We start from the raw sequence: 22,368 nt of genomic DNA, 5'->3' as shown, positions 1-22,368 counted from the left end.
GCGATTATTCAGATTAATTGCTCGTTATATGGCTTTTTATTCTAATTGACTTGAAATACCCCAGCAATTACTGAGATAATCCCCTCCTTAATTTTGGGGCCAGGTCGTTAGGCGGGGTTTTATTTCAAATTTTAGAGTTCGTTTGTACTAAAAGATATGGCTGAGAAACGTAATATATTTCTAATTGGCCCCATGGGGGCTGGAAAAAGCACAATTGGTCGTCACATTGCCGATCAATTACACCTTGAATTTGTTGATTCTGATCAAGAAATCGAACGCCGTACCGGTGCAGATATTGCCTGGGTGTTTGATCTTGAAGGTGAAGAAGGCTTTAGACTTCGTGAAGAATCTGTTATTGGCGACTTAACTGAGATGCAAGGTATTGTACTTGCAACTGGTGGTGGTTCAGTAATGAGTAAAGAAGTTCGAAACAAGCTTTCTGCTCGCGGTATAGTAGTATACCTAGAGACACCTATAGAAAAGCAAGTTGCACGCACACAACGCGACAAGCGTCGCCCATTGCTGCAAACTGAAGAAGCACCTCGTGATGTACTAGAGCGCTTAGCAGAAGAACGCGAACCGTTATATAAAGAAGTGGCTGATTTTGTTGTACGCACTGATGAGCAAAGCGCTAAAGTTGTTGCTAACCAAATCATCGAGAAATTAGATTTTTAAAAACCAATAATAAAGGAAGACTGAGCATGCTTGAATTAACTGTTAATTTGGACGAGCGAAGTTATCCTATATATATTGGTCAATCTGCACTTCAAGATAATGGCCGCCTAATTCACTACATTGGTGATTGTCGGCCTATCATCATTACTAATGACACAGTTGCACCTTTATATCTACAAGGGCTACTTGATTCGTTAGCTGAGCTAAAACCACTCTCTTTTGTCATACCTGACGGTGAGCAATACAAATCACTAGAATGGTTTGAAAAAATATCTGCTTTTTTACTCCAAAATAACTGCGGTCGTGATACGTGCTTAATTGCATTAGGTGGTGGTGTTATAGGTGACTTAACTGGGTTTGTAGCTGCATGTTACCAACGCGGTGTGCCATTTATTCAAATACCAACCACATTGTTATCGCAAGTAGACTCATCAGTTGGTGGTAAAACAGCTGTAAATCATCCTTTAGGTAAAAATATGATTGGGGCATTTTATCAGCCACAAGCGGTTTTTATTGATACCAAATCTTTGCATACGCTACCAGCAAGAGAATTTGCTGCCGGTATGGCTGAGGTTATAAAATATGGATTGATTTATGATACTGAATTATTTAGTTATTTAGAAAAAAACGTAAAAGACTTACAGCAATTAAATGAAGCGTGTTTACAGCATATTATTTTTAGATGTTGTGAAATTAAAGCTTTAATTGTTGCTCAAGATGAAAAAGAGCAAGGCCTTAGGGCACTTTTGAATCTGGGTCATACATTTGCCCATGCGATTGAAGCGCAAATGGGTTACGGTATTTGGCTACATGGTGAAGCTGTTGCAACAGGAATGGTGCTTGCCGCACAACTTGCTCATACACGCAAAGACTTGAGTGCTGATGAAGTGGCACGTATTATTGATGTTATTACGCAATATAACTTACCAACTAAAATACCTACAGAAATGACAAGCGAGCAGTTTTTAACGCATATGCGTAAAGACAAAAAGAATAAAAAAGGTACAATTCGGTTTATTTTACCAACCCAATTTGGTCAATGCGCATTAGTTGATGATGTATCTGACGACCAAGTTCGAGCCTTAATCGAGCAATAAATGCAGTCACAAATTTTACCAAGCCGTGCGGCTTTGGTGGATAGAATCGCATTGCAATTTGAATACGGGCAAAACCTTATCGTTTTACTTGGCACATCAGGGCTAGGTAAAAGTTATATGCTCGAAACCTTCATTACCGATAAATATAATGACTTCAATAAAGCTTTTGTACAAGTAACAGGAAAAATGACTGATACTCAGCTTATGAGTCAGTTATTAGAACAAAGCTTTAATGCTCCTTTGGTGGATCATAATTTAAGCTTATCTGAAAACTATTATCAATTGCTTCAACAGCAAACATGTGGGCCTTGTTTGTGGGTGCTTGACGGTGGTAGACATCTCTCAGAAGAAATACTCATTGAGCTTGAGTCATTGGCTAAAATGAGTCCAAGTACCTTGTATATTATGGTCGCTTCACAATCAAAACTGTTTTTTAATGATGTTGTTGAAATTTATTTAGAGCCTTTAAGCCTACGAGAAAGTAAGCAGCTTATGAGTTGGTACTTCACTGCTCTTCCTTATGACGAGGATCCTGTTTTCCAGACTTTTTTGTCTGAAGCTCGAGGGAATCCTAGCTTATTGTTGGCATGGCAACCCACTGAACATGTGGCAGATTTTACAGTCAAAGATAAAGTATCGTGGCGATTACACTTATTAACTTTACTGTTGATAATAATGTTCTTAATTATAGGTTTATTGTATAAATCAAATATGACGCAATGGTGGCAGCAATATCATCAGCAGGAGCAACCTGAGTTGCTAACGTTAGCCATTCCAGTGAGTGAAGTAAGTAATCGACTCATGTCTCCTAATGAAGCGCCTATCCCCCAAATACTTCCAGATGTAATAAACGAGACGAAGCTTAAAGAGCACCAGAATGATGTGCCCGCAATTATGCAAAGCTTAAAAAAAGCGAGCGTAGAAACGGAACGGTTAGCTACAAATATAAAAATAGCTGAAGAGCCACCTAAACCGCAAGTGAAGAATGAACAATCAGATGTTGAAAAGAATTGGTACTTACAACAGCCTACTCACCACATTGTAATTCAGTTATTAGCCGTAACACAGCAGCAAATTAGTATTGAGTTTATGACTAAATATGAACTGGAAGGTGAGGCCTATACTTATCAAACTAAAAGAAACAACAAAATTTGGTGGGTAGTTACGTTTGGTAATTTTGCGAGTTTAGAGGATGCAAAATTGGCAATGAAAACATTGCCTTCTGACATTTTAAAAAATAAACCTTTTTATAAAAAAATTAGCAAAATAAAACAAGAAATAGCACTAGTTGATCAGTAAATCAAATCGCTTTAGTGTAAAATCGCGTAACACCAGATTGAAGTAAAGAGCCAATGCAGCAAAAGAGTAGAGCCTTCCTTAAATGGGCTGGCGGAAAATACAGCCTCGTTGATGATATTAACGCGCGACTAAACCAAGCAAGCAAGCATGCAGACACTTTGGTTGAACCTTTTGTTGGTGCTGGATCGGTGTTTTTAAATAGTAATTTTAAACATTATATTCTTAATGATATAAATGCAGATTTAATAAACTTATACAAAGAACTAAGAAATTCACCAGATGAGTTTATTAGTGATGCAAAAAAGCTATTTGTTGATTTGAATAACCATCCTGACGCTTACTATGAGTATCGTGTACAGTTTAATCAAAGCCGCGATGTATATGAGCGATCAATGTTATTTTTGTACATGAACCGTTATGGTTATAACGGGTTGTGTAGATACAACTTAAAAGGTATTTTTAATGTGCCTTTCGGTAAATATAAAAAGCCTTATTTTCCTGAAAAAGAAATGTATTTTTTTGCCGCGAAAGCTCAGCAAGCAACTTTCACCTGTTTAGATTACGATGATGTATTTAAATTGGTACCCGAGAATGCAGTTATCTATTGCGACCCGCCATATGTACCCTTAAGTAAAACTGCATCATTCACCTCTTATGCAAAGGGTGGCTTTAATTTAGATGATCAGGCTAACTTAGCTAATTTGGCAGAGCGGGCAGCATTTGAAAATAATACACCAGTACTTATATCTAACCACGATACAGTATGGACCCGAAAGATTTATAGCCAGGCATCATTGGATCAAATTCAAGTAAAGCGGACTATTAGCCCTAAAGGCGGTTCTCGTAATAAAGTAGATGAGTTAATGGCTATGTATTTACCACTAAAGCAACAATCGCGTAAATCGAAAATACAAAAACTATAAAAAGCACAATCGCAATTATAATTATTGAATATGGAGAGTGTTTTTTGAAGTCTGAATTGCGTTTGCTTTCTGATTGAACGCCAAAAAATGCTGCTAGCACACTTTGTAACGCGCTAAAAAATTGCAGCATTATATTAAAATAGAGGATTTAAAGATGGCGCTTTTTTCGAATCATCTGAGCTGGTAAGTAGTTCTAATAAATCTAAATAATGAAACTGCGCACTTCTACTATCACCAGTAATCCACGAAACCCAAGATGAATCCTCTTCTATCTTAATACACACTTCTGCAGTATTTTTAGAAACCACAGATAGATTTTGATAATGGCAATTATTTACTGAGCTAATTTCTGGCTCAGAATTTGGAGAGAAACTAAACGCCCCAATAAACAATAATGCCGATGCAATTAATATCCCTGTTTTAAAAGCTCGCATATGTAGGCCTAATTATTTGTTACTTTTTTAATCATACCAAAGGTTGGTTAAATAACAAACTTAAATATTTAAGATAATAGTGAATAATTATTAAAAATAATAACTTAACTATTCTTTTTAATTTTAGGGATCCATCATTATCTTTTATCCGTTCTTGGGTAACTTCATTAATTAAGTTACATTAACGAAATATACTATTTATTGATGGAGTTAATCATGTTTAACCCAGAGCAAAAATATTTAATTGCCCCTTCTATATTGTCCGCTGATTTTGCAAAACTAGGCGAAGATGTTGATAAAGTACTCGATGCGGGTGCTGACGTGGTTCATTTTGATGTGATGGATAATCACTATGTACCTAATCTCACAATTGGCCCAATGGTGTGTAAAGCACTCAGAGATTACGGTATAACAGCACCTATCGACGTACATTTAATGGTAAAACCTGTAGATAGTCTTATTCCACTGTTTGCAGAGGCTGGCGCATCAATTATTACTTTTCATCCAGAAGCCAGTGAACACGTTGATCGTACAATACAGTTAATTAAAGATCATGGCTGTAAAGCAGGCTTAGTGTTTAACCCTGCAACGAGTCTAAGTTACTTAGATCATGTTATTGATAAGCTAGATACCATTTTACTTATGTCGGTAAACCCTGGGTTTGGCGGACAAAGTTTTATCCCTCATACGCTTGAAAAGCTACGACAAGCTAAGCAACGTATAGTTGCATCGGGTCGTGATATTCGCTTAGAGGTAGATGGCGGTATTAAAGTCGATAATATTGCAGCAGCGGCTCGAGCGGGTGCAGATATGTTTGTGGCAGGCTCCGCTATTTTCAACCAACCTGATTACAAAGTGGTGATTGATCAAATGCGTGAGCAGCTTGGAAGTGTAAAATAATGAAGTACGACGTCGCCTTATTTGATTTAGATGGTACTTTGGTTGATAGCGTTTACGACTTGTATATTGCTATTAACCTAACCTTGAGTGACCTCGCTTTTCCTATCGTTAGCCAACGCTTAGTTGAAAGCTGGGTTGGTAATGGTGTCGAAGTCCTTGTTAAACGCGCTTTGAGTGGCGATATGCAAGTGAGTGAACATTTAGACGAGTCACTTAGTGATAAAGCAATATCACGGTTTTATAAGCACTATGAACAACAAGTTGGTGAGTATAGTGTGCTGTACCAACACGTGGAAACTGGGCTTGCAGCACTTCGTGGTATGCCAAAAGCACTAATCACTAATAAGTCTCGAATTTTTACAGAGAAACTACTCGATAAACTGGCACTAACGAGTCATTTTGATGTGATTGTATGCGGTGACGACATGGCAAAAAAACCGTCGCCAGAACCATTGCTATTTGCCTGCAAAAAACTAAATGCGGAGCCTAATAAAGCAATAATGATAGGTGATTCTAAAAGCGATATACTTGCAGCTAAAGCCGCTAATATAGACGTAATTGCACTTAGTTATGGCTATAACCAAGGTGAAAATCTTAAGGATTACAATCCACAGTACCTATGCGATAACTTCTTAGATATAATACCTGTTCTAACGCAGCGTTAAATATTATTCATTAAGCAAAATAAAGGAAAATCATGAGTAAACCAGTAGTTTTAAGCGGCATTCAGCCAACCGGTGGTATGACAATAGGCAACTATGTTGGCGCTATTAACCAGTGGCTAAAGTTACAGGAAGACCACGAAAGTTTCTTTATGTTAGTAGACTTACACGCTATTACTGTTCGCCAAGAGCCTGAATTACTGCGCTCTCGCGTGTTAGATGGTATTGCTCTTTACGCGGCATGTGGCATTGATCCTGAAAAATCTGCGTTATTTGTACAATCACAAGTACCTGAGCACGCACAGTTAGCATGGGTATTAAATTGTTACGCGCAAATGGGTGAGCTTAATCGAATGACTCAGTTTAAAGACAAGTCATCTAAGCATGCAAATAACGTAAACGTGGGCTTATTTTCATATCCGGTATTACAGGCTGCGGATATTTTATTATACCAAGCTGATCAAGTACCAGTAGGGGATGACCAAAAGCAGCATTTAGAGCTGACTCGCGATATAGCCACACGCTTTAATAATTTATATGGCGACGTATTTAAATTACCAGAACCGTACATTCCACAGTTTGGTGCACGCGTAATGAGCTTGCAAGATCCACTTAAAAAGATGTCTAAGTCTGACGAAAACCCAAATGGTTACATCATGTTATTAGATGAGCCTAAACAAATTGTGAAAAAGCTTAAAAAAGCAGTAACTGATTCAGATGAACAAGCACGTATTTATTTTGATCGCACAGAAAAGCCTGGCGTATCAAACTTGCTTACTTTATTGAGTGTTGCAACTAAACGTTCAATTGAAGACCTAGTGCCTGAGTATGAAGATAAAATGTATGGCCACCTGAAAAAAGACACTGCCGATGCAATTGTCAACATGATTGAGCCAATTCAAGCACGCTTTAAAGAGATCAGAGATGATCAAAACCTACTTGATAGCATAATGAAATCAGGTGCTGAAAAAGCAAGTGTACGTGCTGAGAAAACACTTAAATCAGTTTACGATGCACTTGGTTTTATACCTCGTGGTTAAATTATAAATATTGAACCCCCATAAAATACCGCTACTTAGCGGTATTTTATGTTGTAGTACATTCATTTTATGCAACATTACAGTATTGAAAGGAATTTACATGAGCTTTAAAGTTAAGCACTATGCTGCAAAAACGATTAAGACTAGCTATGCAATGGAGTGGGAAATGCTACTCACTGAATTAGTTATTGGCTTATTGTGCAGCGTATTTGCTTATCTTGGTTTTAAGGCGAGTGTATTACTCATTTTTGTCGCTAATTTATTTATTGCAGTATGTTGTTTTTCTTTAATAACATTTTCGATTGTTATGTTGATAAAAGAAAAGTTAGAGCAAAAAAAATAGCGGGAAGTGAGTCTTCTCGCCATTTTTAATTAAGTGTAACCTCGACAGTTAAATAACCTTAATGCCGATTGGTTTGTAACAACCGAACCTCTATTTATTTAATAGAGGTTTTAAGTAATGCCCAGTATGTGAACGCTCACATTCGGCTACTTCTTCAGGCGTGCCTGCAATGAGTATTTCACCGCCGCCAGCTCCGCCTTCAGGTCCTAAATCTATCACCCAATCTGCTGTTTTAATAACATCGAGGTTGTGCTCAATAACAACAATTGTATTTCCGTGGTCGCGCAGACGATGAAGTACAACAAGCAGCTGCTCAATATCAGCAAAGTGTAAGCCTGTTGTTGGCTCATCTAATATGTAGAGTGTTTTACCTGTATCACGCTTTGATAGCTCGCGTGCTAGTTTTACACGTTGCGCCTCACCACCTGAAAGAGTGGTAGCGGCTTGACCTAAGCGGACATACGATAAACCAACGTCCATTAGGGTTTTAAGCTTACGGGCAATAGCCGGTATTTTATCAAAGTAATCATGAGCGTCTTCAACAGTCATCTCAAGTACTTGGTGTATGTTTTTACCTTTGTATTGTACTTCGAGCGTTTCACGGTTATAGCGTTTGCTCTTACACACATCACACGGTACATACACATCAGGTAAAAAGTGCATTTCAACTTTAATTAAGCCGTCACCTTGGCACGCTTCACAGCGTCCGCCTTTAACGTTAAAGCTAAAGCGACCTACTTTGTAGCCACGTGAACGCGCTTCTTGTGTGCCTGCAAATAACTCACGAATACCGGTAAATATACCTGTGTAGGTTGCCGGGTTTGAACGCGGAGTACGACCAATCGGGCTTTGATCAATATCGATTACTTTATCAAAATGATCTAAACCCCTAATTGATTTATACGGTGCCGCTTCGGCAGTGGTTGCGCCATTTAGCTCTGTATGAGCAAGTTTAAATAAAGTGTCGTTTATTAGCGTTGATTTCCCCGAGCCCGATACACCTGTCACGCAGGTCATTAAACCAAATGGGATTTTTAAATCCACATTTTTAAGGTTATTACCCGTTGCGCCAAATAGCTCTAGCCATTTATCGTTCGTTGGGTGACGTTCTTTTGGTATTTCTATTTTACGTACGCCAGATAAAAATTGGCCCGTAACAGACTCTTTGCTTGCTAAAATATCGTCGCGCGTACCTTGAGCAATAATATGCCCACCATGAACACCCGCACCTGGACCAATATCAATAATATGATCTGCCGCACGAATAGCATCTTCATCGTGCTCTACCACAATAACGGTGTTACCTAAGTCGCGTAAATGAATTAGTGTTTGTAGTAAGCGGTCGTTATCGCGTTGATGCAGCCCAATAGATGGCTCATCTAGTACATACATTACACCTACAAGGCCAGCACCAATTTGACTGGCTAAGCGGATACGTTGAGCCTCACCACCTGATAATGTATCGGCGCTACGTTCAAGTGATAAATAATTTAGGCCAACGTTAATTAAAAACGATAAGCGGTCTCGAATTTCTTTTAATATTTTTTCAGCTATTTGGCCTTTTTGTCCAGTTAACTCTAAACCTTCAAAAAATTCCATGGCTTCACCAATACTCATGCATGTGATTGCAGGTAAGTTGGTTTGTCCAATAAATACATTTCGAGACTCTTCGCGTAAGCGCGAGCCATGACAGCTAGGACACGCTTGGCTTGTTTGGTATTTAGCAAGTTCTTCGCGTACAGAGTTTGACTCGGTCTCGCGGTAGCGGCGATTCATGTTATTTAAAACGCCTTCAAACTCATGGTTACGCGTAATTAAATCGCCACGGTCGTTACGGTAATTAAACGCAATTTTAGTGCTACCAGAGCCATCTAAAATAATTTTTTTCGAGTCGCTGTCTAAATCTTGATAAGGCACGTCTAAATCAAAATTGTAATGATCCGCAACCGCTTGCAGCATTTGATAGTAATAAAAGCTGCGTTTATCCCATCCTTTAATTGCACCGCCAGCAAGGCTTAATTCCGGGTTATGCACTACGCGATTAGGATCAAAATATTGACGTATACCTAAACCATCACAGGTTTGACACGCACCAGCTGGGTTATTAAACGAAAACAAACGCGGCTCAAGTTCAGTCATTGCATAGCCACAAGTAGGGCAGGCAAAATTTGCTGAAAATAGAATCTCTTCAGCGCTGCTATCATCCATATATGCTACATGTGCAACGCCATTAGACATTTCAAGTGCAGTTTCGAACGATTCTGCTAAGCGTTGTTGTAAGCCATCTTTTACTTTAAATCTGTCTACAACAACTTCTATTGTATGTTTTTTATGAAGCTCAAGCGTTGGAGGATCAGACAAGTCACATACTTCACCGTCTATACGGGCGCGAATATAACCTTGGCTAGATAGCTGTTCTAATAACTTAACATGCTCACCTTTACGCTCTTTTACTATTGGCGCAAGCAGCATTAATTTACTGCCCTCAGGTAGAGCCAAAACAGTATCTACCATTTGGCTCACTGTTTGCGCAGCAAGTGGTAAATCATGTGTAGGACATCGTGGTTCGCCAACGCGGGCAAACATGAGTCGTAAGTAATCGTAAATTTCGGTAATAGTACCTACGGTTGAACGCGGGTTATGAGACGTTGACTTTTGCTCAATAGAAATGGCAGGAGAGAGGCCTTCAATGTGATCTACATCAGGCTTTTCCATAAGCGATAAAAATTGTCTTGCATACGCAGAGAGTGATTCAACATACCGGCGCTGCCCTTCTGCATAAAGTGTATCAAATGCAAGTGATGACTTCCCCGAACCAGATAGGCCAGTAATAACTATTAATTTATCACGTGGGATGGTTAGGCTGATGTCTTTTAAATTGTGCGTGCGGGCGCCTCGGACTTCAATGTTTTCCATGCTATCTCGTTTATTACCAAAATTATTTACTCAGTATCGCATAATACGAAGCAATATTAATCCTTGATCAATGAAAAATCCTTACTTATAGGCGATTAATTATTGCCAAGCTTATGGTAGAATCCCAACCTCAATTTTTCATAGAGTAAGATCACGCAGATAATGACCGCATCTTCACTTAATTCACGAGAAAAACGCGCCGCTGTATCACTGGCGAGTGTGTTTGCATTTAGAATGCTCGGCTTGTTTATGCTGATGCCTGTATTGGCTATTTATGGACAATCGCTTGAAGGTTTTTCGCCTATTTGGATTGGTTTTGCCATTGGTGCGTATGGTTTAACGCAAGCTGTATTACAAATACCTATGGGTCGATTATCCGATAAGATTGGCCGTAAAAAGGTTATTGTTGGTGGCTTAGTTGTATTTGCCATTGGCTCTGTAGTTGCTGCATTAGCTGACTCTATACAAATGGTTACCGTAGGCCGCGCTCTACAAGGTATGGGCGCAATAGCCAGTGCGCTACTCGCGTTTGCTTCAGATTTAAGCCGCGATGAGCAACGACCAAAGGTAATGGCCGTTATTGGTATGAGCATAGGAATGAGCTTTGCCTTTGCTATGTTACTTGGACCAATTGTTGCAGCTTCGTGGGGTATTGCGGGTGTATTTTGGTTGACTGCTATTTTAGCTGTCTTTGGTATATTTATAGTGACCATGCTAGTGCCAAAGGCGGTAAATAAAGCACCCAAAGGCGATACATTAGCAAGCTTTAGCGACATTAAAAAATTAATTAAACACCCTCAGTTAGCACGATTAAATGCAGGTGTATTGTTATTGCATTTAACGCTAACCACAATTTTTGTGGTACTGCCGAGTCAATTAATTAAAGATGGTTTGGTTGCCGACCAGCATTGGTATTTATATATCCCAGTGTTGTTTTTAGCCTTTTTATTAATGGTACCAATAATGATTGTGGCCATTAAAAAAGAGAAAGAAAAACAAGCGTTCATTGGCTCAGTAGCCTTGTTAACTATTAGTATGTTAGCAATGTCGGTATGGGTTAATAGTGTAGTAGGCATTGCTGTGTGTATGCTGCTTTATTTTGTGGCGTTCAACTTTTTAGAAGCCACTATGCCTGCGTTTGTATCGCGAATAGCACCTGCAAGCCAAAAAGGTTCAGCAATGGGTGGCTACTCATCTAGTCAGTTTTTAGGCGCCTTTTTGGGCGGTATGTTAGGTGGCTATGTAGCACAAACTACAACGACGCAAGCTGTGTTTGCGGCAGCGGCACTTGTTGGGTTAATATGGCTTATTATTGCGTGGAAAATGCAAGTCCCACCCAAAAGTAAAGTTATTAGTTTAATGACCAAATTAGATTCTGAAGAGCATGCTCAAACACTTGCTTCTCAGTTAGTTGCTTTACCAGGCGTAATAGAAGCAACTGTGGTTTGCGATGAAAGTCGCAGCTATTTAAAGATTAATGATAAAGAATTTGACCTAGACCAAGCGCGTAAAGTAGCTGGTTTAATCTAACATTTATAGGAGATGGTTCCATGGCACGCGGTGTGAACAAAGTAATTTTGGTTGGTAATTTAGGGCAAGATCCTGAAGTTCGTTATATGCCTAACGGCAACGGTGTAGCAAATATTACCTTAGCAACTTCAGATAGCTATAAAGATAAAAACACTGGCCAAATGGTTGATAAAACTGAGTGGCACCGTGTTGTATTTTTTGGCAAGTTAGCTGAAATTGTTGGTGAATATTGTCGTAAAGGTTCACAAATTTATGTTGAAGGTAAGCTTCAAACACGTAAGTGGACCGATCAACAAGGCCAAGAAAAATACACTACAGAAATAGTTGTAGATGGCTTTACTGGTCAAATGCAAATGTTGGGCGCACGTGGTGGCGATCAACAAAGTGGTGGTTACCAAGGTAATCAGCCGCAAGGTGGGCAACAAGGTGGTGGTTACCAAGGTAATCAAGCGCAAAGTGCTCAACAAAGTGGTGGTTACGGTCAAAATAATCAAGGCCAAAATAACCAGCAACAAGGTGGTTATGCTCCACAACAGCAAGCAGCACCTGCAGCGCAACCTCAGTCAGCGCCAGCACCACAACAAAATAACCAATACCAACAACCGCAAGGCGGCTTTGCACCACAACAAAATAGTGCACCGCAGCAACAAGGTGGTTTCGCTCCTAAACCACAAAGTGCTCCGCAAGGTGGCGCATCAAACCCAATGGAACCAACCATTGATTTTGATGACGATATTCCGTTCTAGCTTACGTATAATTTAAAAGTGTAAATATAAATCGCTTTTAATTAAAGTGTTAAACCAAGCCCAGTGTAAAAACTGGGTTTTTTGTTTTTAAAAAGATGTAAAAATGACATGGTGTATCTATAAAACACTATGTCACTATTATCTAAACAATTAGCCACGTAACTGAAGCTAATGTTTATATCAATATTATTAAAATATGACTCATTCTTGCGAGCTAAATAACTTATCTACTTTGTTTCTTCTCTGTTGTAGAAGTATTTGCCAATCGTATCAGTTGCTCATTTTATTTTATGTAATTTGTATTAGTTGATATATAAATGATTGCAATCTATCCTCTACAGACTTTTTTAAATGAAGCTATGGGAAATATGAAGACTCATATCGTAACAGTATTTCTATTTTTTCAGCTTTTTAGTGCTAATTTGCATGCTCAAGTATCATCCGAGACTACGCAAGTTCTATTAATTAATTCTATAAATCAAGATATGCCATGGCAGAAAAGTGTTGAGGTTGGATTACGTGCAGAATTAACTAGACAAGCTTTTGACTTTGATCTCTTTGTTGAAAATATGGATGTTGGTCGCTTTGATGAAGTACAGCAAAAAAAAGTGATGAAACTGTATTTACAGCAAAAGTATCAGAACAGAAAAATTGATATCATTGTTACTCAATCGGTATCAGCTGCAGCGTTATTGACTGAATTTTATGGTTTTTTCCCAGATGTACCAAAAATATATCTAGAGCCAGGCGCTAATTTTACAGTACCTGAGAGTATCAATACGGTCACAATAAATGCTAAATTAGACTACAAGCAGGCAACTCAAGATGCAGTTAATTTAATAAACCCAAAAGAGCTCATTGTTATTTTAGATACGACGAATGACATGGGGCGTAATTTTTATCAAAATCTTCTTCCGGTTATTGGTAATGATTTTCCTCATTTGAGGATAGAAAAATGGTTTGATGTGCCAACCGAGACCTTAATAAATAAAATAAATAATGCCCCATCTGATGCCATTGTATTGTTTACTCCTATTTTTCGAAAGTATAAGGGGAAGCAGTTAAGTCCTTTTCAGTTTGTAAAATTGCTAACAAGTGATAACCAAGCTCCTATTTTTAGTTATTGGCATGCGTTATTAGGTTCTGGTATTGTTGGCGGGTACTTATTATCGGGCGAAACCATTGGTAATCGTATCGCAGAATCAATCATATTTTTTAAGGAAAATAAAAGCTTAAAACCGATTGATGATGAAAAACTCAGTGCGCACTATTATGATTGGAGACAATTAAAAAAGTTTAAAATAGATCCTCAACGTTTACCCCAAGGGTCGATGCTTTCCTATTACGAACCTACCTATTTTGAAGAAAACAAAATGCTTATTTATAGCGCAATTATTATTATATTAACGCTAAGTAGTTTTTTAATGTTTTTTTTAATTTTGAATAGCAAACGCGTACAGCTGTTAAAAGAGTTAGATAGCGAAAAATTAAAACTAGAATTTCGTGTTGAGCAACGAACCAAAGAGTTATTAACAGCAAAAGATGAAGCGGAGCATTTAGCTTTGGTTAAATCAGAGTTTTTGGCTAATATGAGTCATGAGATAAGAACCCCAATGAATGGAGTTATAGGCCTCACCAATATTTTACTTGAAAGTGAATTGCCACTAAAACAAAGGCAGTACCTAGATAAAATTAAATACTCTTCGGATCAATTGTTAATCGTGATAAACGATATCTTAGACTTTTCTAAAATTGAATCAGGAAATACTAACCTCGAAGAATTTCCTTTTTCGGTTAACGCTGTTGTAGATTACATAAAAACAACGTTTGAAAACCAAGCTCAGGACAAGGGCATTAAATTTATAGTTAATGTAGCGTCAAATGTTCCACCTGATTTAGTCGGAGATGTTGTTCGCATTAATCAAGTGCTATTAAATTTATGCTCTAATGCAATAAAGTTTACTTCACACGGGAAGGTGTCTGTTTGCATTCATGCAGAGCAAATACTGAACGATGATGAATCAATATTAATACACTTTATTGTTAAAGATTCAGGCATTGGTATCGCACCTCAAAACGTATCTCACTTATTTGATGCATTTACGCAAGAAGATAGCTCTACGACCCGAAACTTTGGCGGCACAGGATTAGGTTTAACAATAAGTAGACGTTTGTGTAAGTTAATGGAAGGCGATATTTCTGTCGTAAGTACGCAACATTTAGGCAGTGAATTTACCGCATCAGTAAAAGTAAAAGTTAATAAGAAAATTGTTATTGCAGATTCTTTCAATTCAATTCAAACCAGTATTTTAGATTCAAAAAATTCAGCTAATCACCCATCTTTAATTGGTTTAAAGGTGTTAGTAGCCGAAGATAACGAGATTAACAAATTAGTTATTACCGCAATGTTGGAGAAAAAAGGTGTGGTAATTCATTTAGTCGATAATGGGTTTGAATGTATTCAAGCCCATAAATCTCAACAATTCGACTTAATATTAATGGATATCCATATGCCAATTATGGATGGTATTGAAGCGAGTAAAATGATACGAAATGACAGCGATAAAACGATTGCCAATATTCCAATCATCGCTTTAACAGCTAATGTTATGGAAAAGGATATTATGTATTATCTATCAATAGGTATGAATGCGCATGTGGCTAAGCCAACAAAAGCCGCAGAGTTATATCGCATTATTATTCAGTGTTTAAAGACTGCGTAGTCTAGGTAGATAAAATATAGCCGCTAAAGCGCTCCAGATAAGTGATAAAAGCCTAATACCACCACATTTGACTTAAAAAATGGTTTTATAAAAAAAACAAGTACTATAATACTCAACACGCCCTAATCTAAAAGCTGGATAATAAATCAATTTTGATTCAAAAATTTAGTAGGTAGTTTAACTATTTGTAATCACGGCAATTAAGCTGATCTCAAAAATATAAGTAATGCAAAAATAACAAAGCCATGGAGTCCCCCACGGCTTTGCAACGTTACTTTTATAGTGCAGCAACAACTTCAACTAACGTATCTTTGGCATCTCCAAAGAGCATTTGAGTGTTTTCTTTAAAAAATAGTGGATTTTGTACCCCAGCATAACCAGTTGCCATACTACGTTTTAAAACAATGGATGTTTTGCCCTGCCAACACTCAAGTACAGGCATTCCCGCAATAGGGCTATTTGGTTCATCAAGTGCAGATGGGTTAACAATATCGTTTGCACCAATCACAAGTGAAACATCGACTTGTGGAAAATCATCATTTACTTCATCCATTTCAAACACAATACCGTAAGGAACTTTAGCCTCAGCGAGTAACACATTCATTTGTCCAGGCATGCGTCCTGCAACAGGGTGTATTGCAAAGCGCACATTAATATTTTTTTCACGTAATTTATTTGTGAGTTCGCATACTATTTGCTGTGCTTTTGCAACGGCCATCCCGTACCCCGGAATAATCATTACTTCTTTTGCACTCATAAGTAGTGCAGCTGTTTCGGTTGCACTTATGGTAAGCACTTCACCTTGATCTTGAACCTCACCAGATGAGGCTTTTACATTGCCACCACCAAAGCCGCCGGCAATGACAGATAAAAAATTTCGATTCATAGCTTTGCACATTATGTAGCTTAAAATAGCTCCGCTTGAACCTACTAATGCGCCAATGACAATAAGTAAGTCGTTATTTAGCATAAAGCCTGTCGCGGCAGCGGCCCAGCCTGAGTAACTATTAAGCATAGATATAACAACGGGCATATCGGCACCGCCAATTGCCATAACCATATGAACACCAAAAACTAAAGCAAGCGCTATCATAATAACCAGCGGCAACATGCCATTACCAACAGCAGACTGCACAACGAATTGCTGCCCAAGCCACGCTACAGCAACTAATAAAACAAGATTAAATATGTGTCGTCCTGGTAGTGTTAAAGGCTTACTGCCTATTCGACCAGATAATTTACCAAAAGCGGTAATTGAACCTGAAAATGTAATAGCGCCAATTAAAACTCCTACATAGGTTTCAATATCATGAATAGTTAAATCAATACCCGAAAAGTGGCTGGAAGCGTCAGCAAAATTAGCATAGCCAACCATTATAGCCGCGAGCCCAACAAGGCTGTGCAAAATAGCAATCAGCTCTGGAATCTCAGTCATTTGCACGCGTTTGGCTACAAGTAGGCCAATACTGCCACCCACTAATAGTGCAATCATCAATTCAATATAGTTATTGGTAACAACGCCCAAAACAGTCGCAAAAAGCGCAATAACCATGCCTGAAATACCATACCAATTACCTTTACGGGCAGTTTCTTGATTGGATAGGCCGTTTAAAGCCAAAATAAAAAGAACCATCGCAGCAATATATGCCACGGTTACAATACCAGTACTGATCATGACAACCTCACTTACGGAACATTTTGAGCATGCGATGTGTTACAGCAAAGCCGCCAACAATATTAATACTCGCAATTAACACGGTAAAAACGGCAAACCATTTAATGGTGTCGTCTGTTGAGCTTATTTGAATTAAAGCACCGATAACAATAATGCTTGAAATGGCATTGGTTACACTCATTAAAGGCGTATGCAGCGCAGGCGATACACTCCAAATAACCATATAACCTACAAAGCAGGCTAAAACAAAAACGGTAAAATGAGACATAAAATCACCGGGTGCAACGCCACCAAGACCAAGCAGTGCTAATGCACCGATAGCAGCGCCAATAATAGGTCCAAATACCGATTTCTTCTTCTCAACAATAGTGGGGGTAGAAATTGGTGTTGCGGCTACCTTTTTAGGGGTTGCAGATAGTGTGGTCGCTGGTGGCGGCCAGGTTGTTTTTCCTTCTGTGCATATGGTTGCACCTAATACAACGTCGTTTGTCATATCAACAAAGAGTTCGCCGTCTTTTTCTGGGGTCATTTCGGCTAACAGGTTGTATAAGTTATTACTGTATAATTGGCTCGATTGCGTAGCAAGGCGACTTGGTAAATCGGTGTAACCAATGATCGACACACCATGACACACGGCAACCTTTCCCGGGACTGTTAATTCACAGTTTCCGCCTTGTTCAGCAGCGAGGTCGACTATTACGCTGCCGCTGTTCATTGATGCAACCATCTCGCTGGTGATCAACTTAGGCGCTGGTTTTCCGGGTATGAGCGCGGTAGTAACAATTATATCAACGTCTTTAGCTTGCGCTGCAAACAATGCCATTTCGGCTTCGATAAATTCATCGCTCATTACTTTAGCGTAACCGCCTTCGCCTGAGCCGTCTTCATCTTTAAAGTCGAGCATTAAAAACTCAGCGTCCATGCTTTCAATTTGCTCTTTTACTTCAGCGCGCGTGTCAAATGAGCGAACAATTGCGCCCATACTTTTTGCAGCCCCAATAGCGGCTAAACCAGCAACACCTGCGCCAATTACAAGTACCTTGGCGGGAGCAACTCTTCCTGCCGCTGTAATTTGTCCGGTAAAAAAGCGACCAAAATGTTGGGCTGCTTCTACAATTGCACGATAGCCAGATATATTAGCCATTGAGCTTCGGGCATCCATTTTTTGTGCCCGAGAAATACGAGGAATGCTATCTATTGCAATGGCGGTGATGCCGCGTTGAGTTAAATCTTTTAGTATCTCTGGATTTTGTGCAGGCCATAAAAAACAGATTAATGTTTGTCCACTTTTTAGTAATGTATTTTCATCAACTTCAGGTGCTTGTACTTTGAGCACAATATCAGATTGTGCCCATATATCTTGTGCTGAGTTAACTACTTCACAACCTGCTGCGATATACGCATCATCTGTGTAATTAGCCGCCATACCTGCACCCGCTTCAATGGCGACATTAAAACCAAGTTTTATTAATTTACTTACAGCATCAGGGGTTGTTGCGACTCGGCGCTCACCTGTGCGAATTTCTTTTGGAACACCGATTTTCATTTTATACCTCAGATTTTAATGCCAAGAGTAGAGATTAGTGTTTTAGGGCGTGGAATCAGTAATACGGTGGTGGTTGTTGCTTATTGGCACGTGTCCACCGTATTTATTGCTATTTAAAGTGTAAAATCAATAACTACGCGAGAAGGGACCTTGCCATTTTCGAGCCTTTCAAAAATGTTATTGATAGCGCTCAAAGGCTGTAATTCAATATCAGCTTTAACTTTGCCTTGTGCTGCAAAAGCCAATGCCTCGGCCATATCTTTGCGATTACCAACGAACGATCCTTTTATAGTGATACAATTTGCTACTACATCAAATAGCGGCGTCGGAAACTCGCCTGGTGGTAAGCCAACTAAAACACATGTACCGTGTTTGCGGGTCATGTTAACCCCTTGCTCAAATGCAGGCAGTGAAGGCGCTGTAATAAGCACGCCATGCGCACCACCTTGCGTTATTTCTTTGACTGTATCAGCGGCATTCGCTTTTTTTGCATTAACAACCGCATCTGCGCCCAATGAGGTGGCATGTTCAAGTTTTGTATCATCAATATCAACGGCACAGACTTTAAGACCCATAGCTTTAGCATACTGAATTGCTAAATGACCAAGCCCTCCACAGCCTGAAATTGCAACCCACTCACCTGGTTTAGCATCGGTCTCTTTAATACCTTTGTACGTTGTAATGCCAGCACAAATTATAGGGGCTGCTTGTACTGCTGATAAACCATCAGGAATATGCGCTACGTAATTAGGGTCAGCGATAATATATTCGGCAAAGCCGCCATTTTTAGTGTAACCACCAAACTCAGCATCAGGGCAAACGGGTTCATAGGCACTTAAGCAAAACTCACAGTGTCCACAAGCAGAATAAAGCCACGGAACACCCACTCTATCACCCACTTTTACACTAGTAACATCTTCACCAACTTTAGTAACTAGCCCAATACCTTCATGACCAGGCGTAAATGGTGGGGTTGGTTTTAATGGCCAATCACCATTTGCTGCGTGTAAATCGGTGTGGCATACACCGCAGGCTTCTGTTTTAACTAATATTTGCCCTGCATTAGGTGATGGAATATCTAAATCACGTAGAACTAAAGGTTTACCAAATTGCTCTACAACGGCTGCTTTCATTTTTTGGTTCATAATTTTTCCTATAATATTAAAAAGCTAGAAACAGCGCCTTTAAAAAGGCGCGTCAATATCAACAACATTAAATGTTAAGTCGGCTACATCTTTTGCACGAAATAATATAGAGAACAGCTCCCCATCTCACTGACTACAAGGTGATGTAGCTTGCATTTCATTCACTTGCTGCCGTAAGCCAATTTTCCTTAATCGAACACCTTGTCCGCGACCTTATCGGTAGACGATACCACCATCAGTAATGATTGCCTGGCCAGTTATGTAGTCTGAGTCTGGGCTTGCGAGATACGAAACTAGGCTTGCAACATCGTCAGGTGTTTCTGAGCGGCCTAGCGCAATGCCATCCACGAACTTCTTGTAGGTTTCACCAACAGCAGCCCCCGTAACTTCTGAAAAGCGTTTATCAATTGTTACCCACATATCAGTACCCACAATCCCAGGACAATAGGCGTTTACGGTGATACCATCGCTGGCGTACTCTTTCGCAGATGCTTGTGTTAAAGCTCGGATTGCAAATTTTGTTGCAGAATAAACACCTAACATAGCAAAACCATCATGTCCGGCTATCGATGAAGCATTAATGATCTTTCCTGAATGTCCTAGAGCTTTGAACTTAGCTGCTGCAGCCTGAATTCCCCATAGCACACCTTCAATGTTTATTTTTAAGATGCGCGAGACTTCTTCAGGTTCTACATCGGCAATAGGGTTAACCTGTGCGATACCTGCGTTGTTAACCATGACATCAAATCCACCTAGTGTATTTTGAGTATGTTCAACGGCAGCATATACTTCATCGCGGTTACTTACGTCAGCTTTAAACGTCGTTACTTTACGACCAAGATTTTCAATTTCTGAAGCGACTACTGCCATTTTTTCTTCGTTAATATCAACGATTGCAATATCAGCCCCATCGCTTGCAAGCCGTAATGCAATACCGCGTCCAATACCCTGACCAGCTCCAGTCACAAGTGCTACTTTGTCATTTATATTTTTCATAAAAATGTCCTCTAGACTTGAATTTATAGATATTTATATAAATAATTTTTCTGTATGCTATTTAACAGCGCCTTTAAAAAGGCGCGTCAATATCAACAACATCAATAAGTTTATGATTAACAAACTCTTTAATCCCTAGGCCAATTAACTCACGACCAAAACCAGAGCGACGAACGCCACCAAATGGTAGGTCTGCTTTAACCATTGTTGGATGATTGACAAAGATCATCCCGGTAGATATTTGCTTAGCGACTTCTAAGCCATGTTCAGGATTTGAGGTAAATACTGATCCACCTAAGCCAAATGGAGAGTCATTTGCAATTTTAATTGCGTCTTTTTCATCTTTTGCACGAAATAGCATTGATACAGGACCAAAAAATTCCCAGTTGCGCGCAGGATTATCTTCGCTAATATTTGTTAAAATGGTGGGTTGTACAAAGGCGCCTTGACTCGGTACTTTAGGGCCCACTTCAGTGGCTGTTGCACCAAGCTTAATAGCCTCATTGATTTTTGTTTTTAACTCATCAGCAGCGCTTTGTGATGACAGCGGAGCTAACGTAGTGGCGGGAACAAGCGGATCGCCTGCCTGCAACTTAGCAACACCTGCAGTGTAAAGTTCAACAAATTCATCATAAACGCTATCTTCGATGATCATACGCTTGGATGATACGCATACTTGTCCACCGTTCCAGTGGCGACCAAATACCGCCCAATTAACTGTTTTTTCCATTTCAGCGTCAGCAAGTACAACAAACGCATCGGCTCCACCAAGCTCTAATGTAGACTTTTTAAGTGCTTTACCAGCGGCTGCAGCCACTATTACACCAGCACTTTCAGAACCCGTAAGTGCAACCCCACGAACTCGTGGATGAGAAATGATCATTTCTGTTTGAGAGTGTGCGGCATACAGGTTTTTAAAAGCGCCTTTAGGTAGGCCTGCTTCGAGCATAAGTGCTTCAAATGCTGCTGCACATTGTGGAACAATCCCAGCGTGCTTGAGTAGCATCGTATTGCCCGCTGATAATTGTGGCGCAATGATACGAGCAACCTGGTAATACGGGAAATTCCATGGTTCAACAGCAAGTAGTACACCAAGCGGTTCGTGTACAACAACTGCTTCACCTTCAGCAGGCTCTGCTACGGGTAAATTTGTAGGTGCAAGAAGTTTTTCAGCGTTGTTAGCGTAGTACTCTAAAATAGCGGCTGATAATTCTACTTCGGCTTTTGCTTCTGATGTTATTTTTCCCATTTCTAGGGTTAATAAATTAGCGTATTTAATAACATTTTTGCGTAATAAGTCGGCCGCTTTTTGCATTATTTTTGCGCGTGAAGAAAAAGATGTTCGCTTCCAAGATTGGAATACCGAATCGGCATTTTCTATTGCTTGAGTGATTTCAGCATCAGTAGCATCAGGAAAGGTTTTTACAACCTCACCTGTATATGGATTTGTTGTTGCGTAAGCCATGATAGTACCCTCAATTAAGCTAAATAAGATTGTTAACACTTTCATTTTTAATGAATAACGCCGAGAAACTGCGTATGTAACTATCCTAGAGTAAGTATTGAAGTGAAACTATTGGTGATGTTACGTAAAAACATGTGGAAAACCACAGCTTGAAAAGTTAAGTGATTGACTCAATAGAGCTAATTTTATTGTTTAGGGTCTGTTGATCTTTGCGGATTAAAATTTGTTCAAACTAGGGGCGATTTAATCGCGG

General features: G+C 39.4%; 19 protein-coding genes. 11 read left to right on the top strand and 8 right to left on the bottom strand.

Annotated elements, in window-relative coordinates; genetic code table 11:
* Nucleotides 1–156 precede the first annotated feature (156 nt).
* Genes aroK through DO88_RS12835 form a run of 4 tightly spaced genes read left to right on the top strand, consistent with a single transcriptional unit; the run spans nt 157 to nt 3,994 of the window.
* A complete protein-coding gene (gene aroK, locus DO88_RS12820; RefSeq protein WP_006793103.1) occupies nt 157–675 on the top strand; it encodes a shikimate kinase AroK in 519 nt (172 codons plus the stop codon).
* Between the two features lie 26 nt (nt 676–701).
* Nucleotides 702–1,772 carry a 3-dehydroquinate synthase gene (gene aroB, locus DO88_RS12825; protein ID WP_033028836.1) on the top strand — a complete coding sequence of 357 codons (1,071 nt, stop codon included), beginning with the start codon at nt 702–704 and terminating at the stop codon, nt 1,770–1,772.
* The gene (locus tag DO88_RS12830) at nt 1,773–3,071 is read left to right on the top strand and encodes an AAA family ATPase (RefSeq protein WP_033038498.1); all 1,299 of its coding nucleotides are present in this window, start codon (nt 1,773–1,775) and stop codon (nt 3,069–3,071) included.
* 53 nt (nt 3,072–3,124) lie between these two features.
* Nucleotides 3,125–3,994: a Dam family site-specific DNA-(adenine-N6)-methyltransferase gene (locus DO88_RS12835; RefSeq protein WP_007378664.1), complete on the top strand. Its 870-nt coding sequence runs from the start codon at nt 3,125–3,127 to the stop codon at nt 3,992–3,994.
* Here DO88_RS12835 and DO88_RS18690 read toward each other — a convergent pair.
* A complete protein-coding gene (locus DO88_RS18690; protein WP_081824543.1) occupies nt 3,939–4,124 on the bottom strand; it encodes a DUF2970 domain-containing protein in 186 nt (61 codons plus the stop codon). The two genes, DO88_RS12835 and DO88_RS18690, sit on opposite strands and share 56 nt — an antisense overlap.
* A gap of 4 nt (nt 4,125–4,128) precedes the next feature.
* On the bottom strand, nt 4,129–4,428 hold the full coding sequence (locus DO88_RS12840) for a hypothetical protein (protein WP_007378665.1): 300 nt from the start codon (nt 4,426–4,428) through the stop codon (nt 4,129–4,131).
* A 216-nt stretch (nt 4,429–4,644) separates the two neighbouring features.
* Between DO88_RS12840 and rpe the strand changes: the two genes are divergently transcribed.
* The 4 genes from rpe to DO88_RS12860 all read left to right on the top strand — a co-directional run bounded on the left by rpe (nt 4,645) and on the right by DO88_RS12860 (nt 7,373).
* Nucleotides 4,645–5,328: a ribulose-phosphate 3-epimerase gene (gene rpe / locus DO88_RS12845; protein WP_007378666.1), complete on the top strand. Its 684-nt coding sequence runs from the start codon at nt 4,645–4,647 to the stop codon at nt 5,326–5,328.
* Nucleotides 5,328–5,993 (top strand): phosphoglycolate phosphatase, encoded by a 666-nt coding sequence (locus DO88_RS12850; protein WP_007378667.1) that lies wholly within the window; start codon nt 5,328–5,330, stop codon nt 5,991–5,993. The genes rpe and DO88_RS12850 overlap by 1 nt, the downstream gene beginning before the upstream one ends.
* A 32-nt stretch (nt 5,994–6,025) precedes the next feature.
* Complete coding sequence (trpS, locus tag DO88_RS12855) at nt 6,026–7,030, top strand: tryptophan--tRNA ligase (protein ID WP_007378668.1); 1,005 nt, start codon at nt 6,026–6,028, stop codon at nt 7,028–7,030.
* Nucleotides 7,031–7,130: 100 nt separating this feature from the next.
* Nucleotides 7,131–7,373, top strand: coding sequence for a hypothetical protein (locus DO88_RS12860; protein WP_033038496.1), 243 nt, complete (start codon nt 7,131–7,133; stop codon nt 7,371–7,373).
* 90 nt (nt 7,374–7,463) lie between these two features.
* Here the strand turns inward: DO88_RS12860 and uvrA are convergent, their stop codons facing one another.
* Entirely contained in the window at nt 7,464–10,289 is a 2,826-nt protein-coding gene (uvrA, locus tag DO88_RS12865; RefSeq protein ID WP_033038495.1) for an excinuclease ABC subunit UvrA, read from the bottom strand.
* A 162-nt stretch (nt 10,290–10,451) separates the two neighbouring features.
* On the opposite strand from uvrA, the gene DO88_RS12870 reads away from it, so the two are divergent.
* The 3 genes from DO88_RS12870 to DO88_RS12880 all read left to right on the top strand — a co-directional run bounded on the left by DO88_RS12870 (nt 10,452) and on the right by DO88_RS12880 (nt 15,288).
* Nucleotides 10,452–11,819 (top strand): MFS transporter, encoded by a 1,368-nt coding sequence (locus tag DO88_RS12870; RefSeq protein WP_033038493.1) that lies wholly within the window; start codon nt 10,452–10,454, stop codon nt 11,817–11,819.
* Between the two features lie 20 nt (nt 11,820–11,839).
* The gene (ssb, locus tag DO88_RS12875) at nt 11,840–12,565 is read left to right on the top strand and encodes a single-stranded DNA-binding protein (RefSeq protein WP_007378609.1); all 726 of its coding nucleotides are present in this window, start codon (nt 11,840–11,842) and stop codon (nt 12,563–12,565) included.
* Nucleotides 12,566–12,882: 317 nt separating this feature from the next.
* Nucleotides 12,883–15,288, top strand: a complete 2,406-nt coding sequence (locus DO88_RS12880; RefSeq protein WP_232224789.1) for an ATP-binding protein — start codon at nt 12,883–12,885, stop codon at nt 15,286–15,288.
* Between the two features lie 277 nt (nt 15,289–15,565).
* Here DO88_RS12880 and DO88_RS12885 read toward each other — a convergent pair whose 3' ends face one another.
* The 5 genes from DO88_RS12885 to DO88_RS12905 all read right to left on the bottom strand — a co-directional run bounded on the left by DO88_RS12885 (nt 15,566) and on the right by DO88_RS12905 (nt 22,115).
* The gene (locus DO88_RS12885; RefSeq protein ID WP_033015439.1) at nt 15,566–16,960 is read right to left on the bottom strand and encodes an NAD(P)(+) transhydrogenase (Re/Si-specific) subunit beta; all 1,395 of its coding nucleotides are present in this window, start codon (nt 16,958–16,960) and stop codon (nt 15,566–15,568) included.
* A gap of 10 nt (nt 16,961–16,970) precedes the next feature.
* Complete coding sequence (locus DO88_RS12890) at nt 16,971–18,509, bottom strand: Re/Si-specific NAD(P)(+) transhydrogenase subunit alpha (protein WP_033038489.1); 1,539 nt, start codon at nt 18,507–18,509, stop codon at nt 16,971–16,973.
* A 113-nt stretch (nt 18,510–18,622) separates the two neighbouring features.
* Nucleotides 18,623–19,642 carry an alcohol dehydrogenase AdhP gene (adhP, locus tag DO88_RS12895; RefSeq protein WP_198022401.1) on the bottom strand — a complete coding sequence of 340 codons (1,020 nt, stop codon included), beginning with the start codon at nt 19,640–19,642 and terminating at the stop codon, nt 18,623–18,625.
* A 225-nt stretch (nt 19,643–19,867) separates the two neighbouring features.
* Nucleotides 19,868–20,650, bottom strand: a complete 783-nt coding sequence (locus tag DO88_RS12900; protein WP_008135217.1) for an acetoin reductase — start codon at nt 20,648–20,650, stop codon at nt 19,868–19,870.
* Between the two features lie 73 nt (nt 20,651–20,723).
* A complete protein-coding gene (locus DO88_RS12905) occupies nt 20,724–22,115 on the bottom strand; it encodes an NAD-dependent succinate-semialdehyde dehydrogenase (RefSeq protein WP_033038486.1) in 1,392 nt (463 codons plus the stop codon).
* Nucleotides 22,116–22,368: the final 253 nt, after the last annotated feature.

Source organism: Pseudoalteromonas sp. S3431, from assembly GCF_000690035.1.
Lineage (GTDB): Bacteria > Pseudomonadota > Gammaproteobacteria > Enterobacterales > Alteromonadaceae > Pseudoalteromonas > Pseudoalteromonas fuliginea.
The sequence above is the reverse complement of the archived record's forward strand: the minus strand, read 5'-3'. Positions and strand labels throughout refer to the sequence as shown.

Excerpts from the sequence above, each read along its gene's own strand:
- DO88_RS12860 (WP_033038496.1), top strand. The coding sequence starts at position 7,131 with ATGAGCTTTAAAGTTAAGCACTATGCTGCAAAAACGATTAAGACTAGC.
- uvrA (WP_033038495.1), bottom strand. The coding sequence starts at position 10,289 with ATGGAAAACATTGAAGTCCGAGGCGCCCGCACGCACAATTTAAAAGAC.
- DO88_RS18690 (WP_081824543.1), bottom strand. The coding sequence starts at position 4,124 with ATGCTGCAATTTTTTAGCGCGTTACAAAGTGTGCTAGCAGCATTTTTT.
- DO88_RS12905 (WP_033038486.1), bottom strand. The coding sequence starts at position 22,115 with ATGGCTTACGCAACAACAAATCCATATACAGGTGAGGTTGTAAAAACC.
- DO88_RS12900 (WP_008135217.1), bottom strand. The coding sequence starts at position 20,650 with ATGAAAAATATAAATGACAAAGTAGCACTTGTGACTGGAGCTGGTCAG.
- rpe (WP_007378666.1), top strand. The coding sequence starts at position 4,645 with ATGTTTAACCCAGAGCAAAAATATTTAATTGCCCCTTCTATATTGTCC.
- adhP (WP_198022401.1), bottom strand. The coding sequence starts at position 19,642 with ATGAAAGCAGCCGTTGTAGAGCAATTTGGTAAACCTTTAGTTCTACGT.
- DO88_RS12870 (WP_033038493.1), top strand. The coding sequence starts at position 10,452 with ATGACCGCATCTTCACTTAATTCACGAGAAAAACGCGCCGCTGTATCA.
- DO88_RS12840 (WP_007378665.1), bottom strand. The coding sequence starts at position 4,428 with ATGCGAGCTTTTAAAACAGGGATATTAATTGCATCGGCATTATTGTTT.
- DO88_RS12890 (WP_033038489.1), bottom strand. The coding sequence starts at position 18,509 with ATGAAAATCGGTGTTCCAAAAGAAATTCGCACAGGTGAGCGCCGAGTC.
- DO88_RS12880 (WP_232224789.1), top strand. The coding sequence starts at position 12,883 with ATGATTGCAATCTATCCTCTACAGACTTTTTTAAATGAAGCTATGGGA.
- aroK (WP_006793103.1), top strand. The coding sequence starts at position 157 with ATGGCTGAGAAACGTAATATATTTCTAATTGGCCCCATGGGGGCTGGA.
- DO88_RS12835 (WP_007378664.1), top strand. The coding sequence starts at position 3,125 with ATGCAGCAAAAGAGTAGAGCCTTCCTTAAATGGGCTGGCGGAAAATAC.
- trpS (WP_007378668.1), top strand. The coding sequence starts at position 6,026 with ATGAGTAAACCAGTAGTTTTAAGCGGCATTCAGCCAACCGGTGGTATG.
- DO88_RS12850 (WP_007378667.1), top strand. The coding sequence starts at position 5,328 with ATGAAGTACGACGTCGCCTTATTTGATTTAGATGGTACTTTGGTTGAT.
- ssb (WP_007378609.1), top strand. The coding sequence starts at position 11,840 with ATGGCACGCGGTGTGAACAAAGTAATTTTGGTTGGTAATTTAGGGCAA.
- aroB (WP_033028836.1), top strand. The coding sequence starts at position 702 with ATGCTTGAATTAACTGTTAATTTGGACGAGCGAAGTTATCCTATATAT.
- DO88_RS12830 (WP_033038498.1), top strand. The coding sequence starts at position 1,773 with ATGCAGTCACAAATTTTACCAAGCCGTGCGGCTTTGGTGGATAGAATC.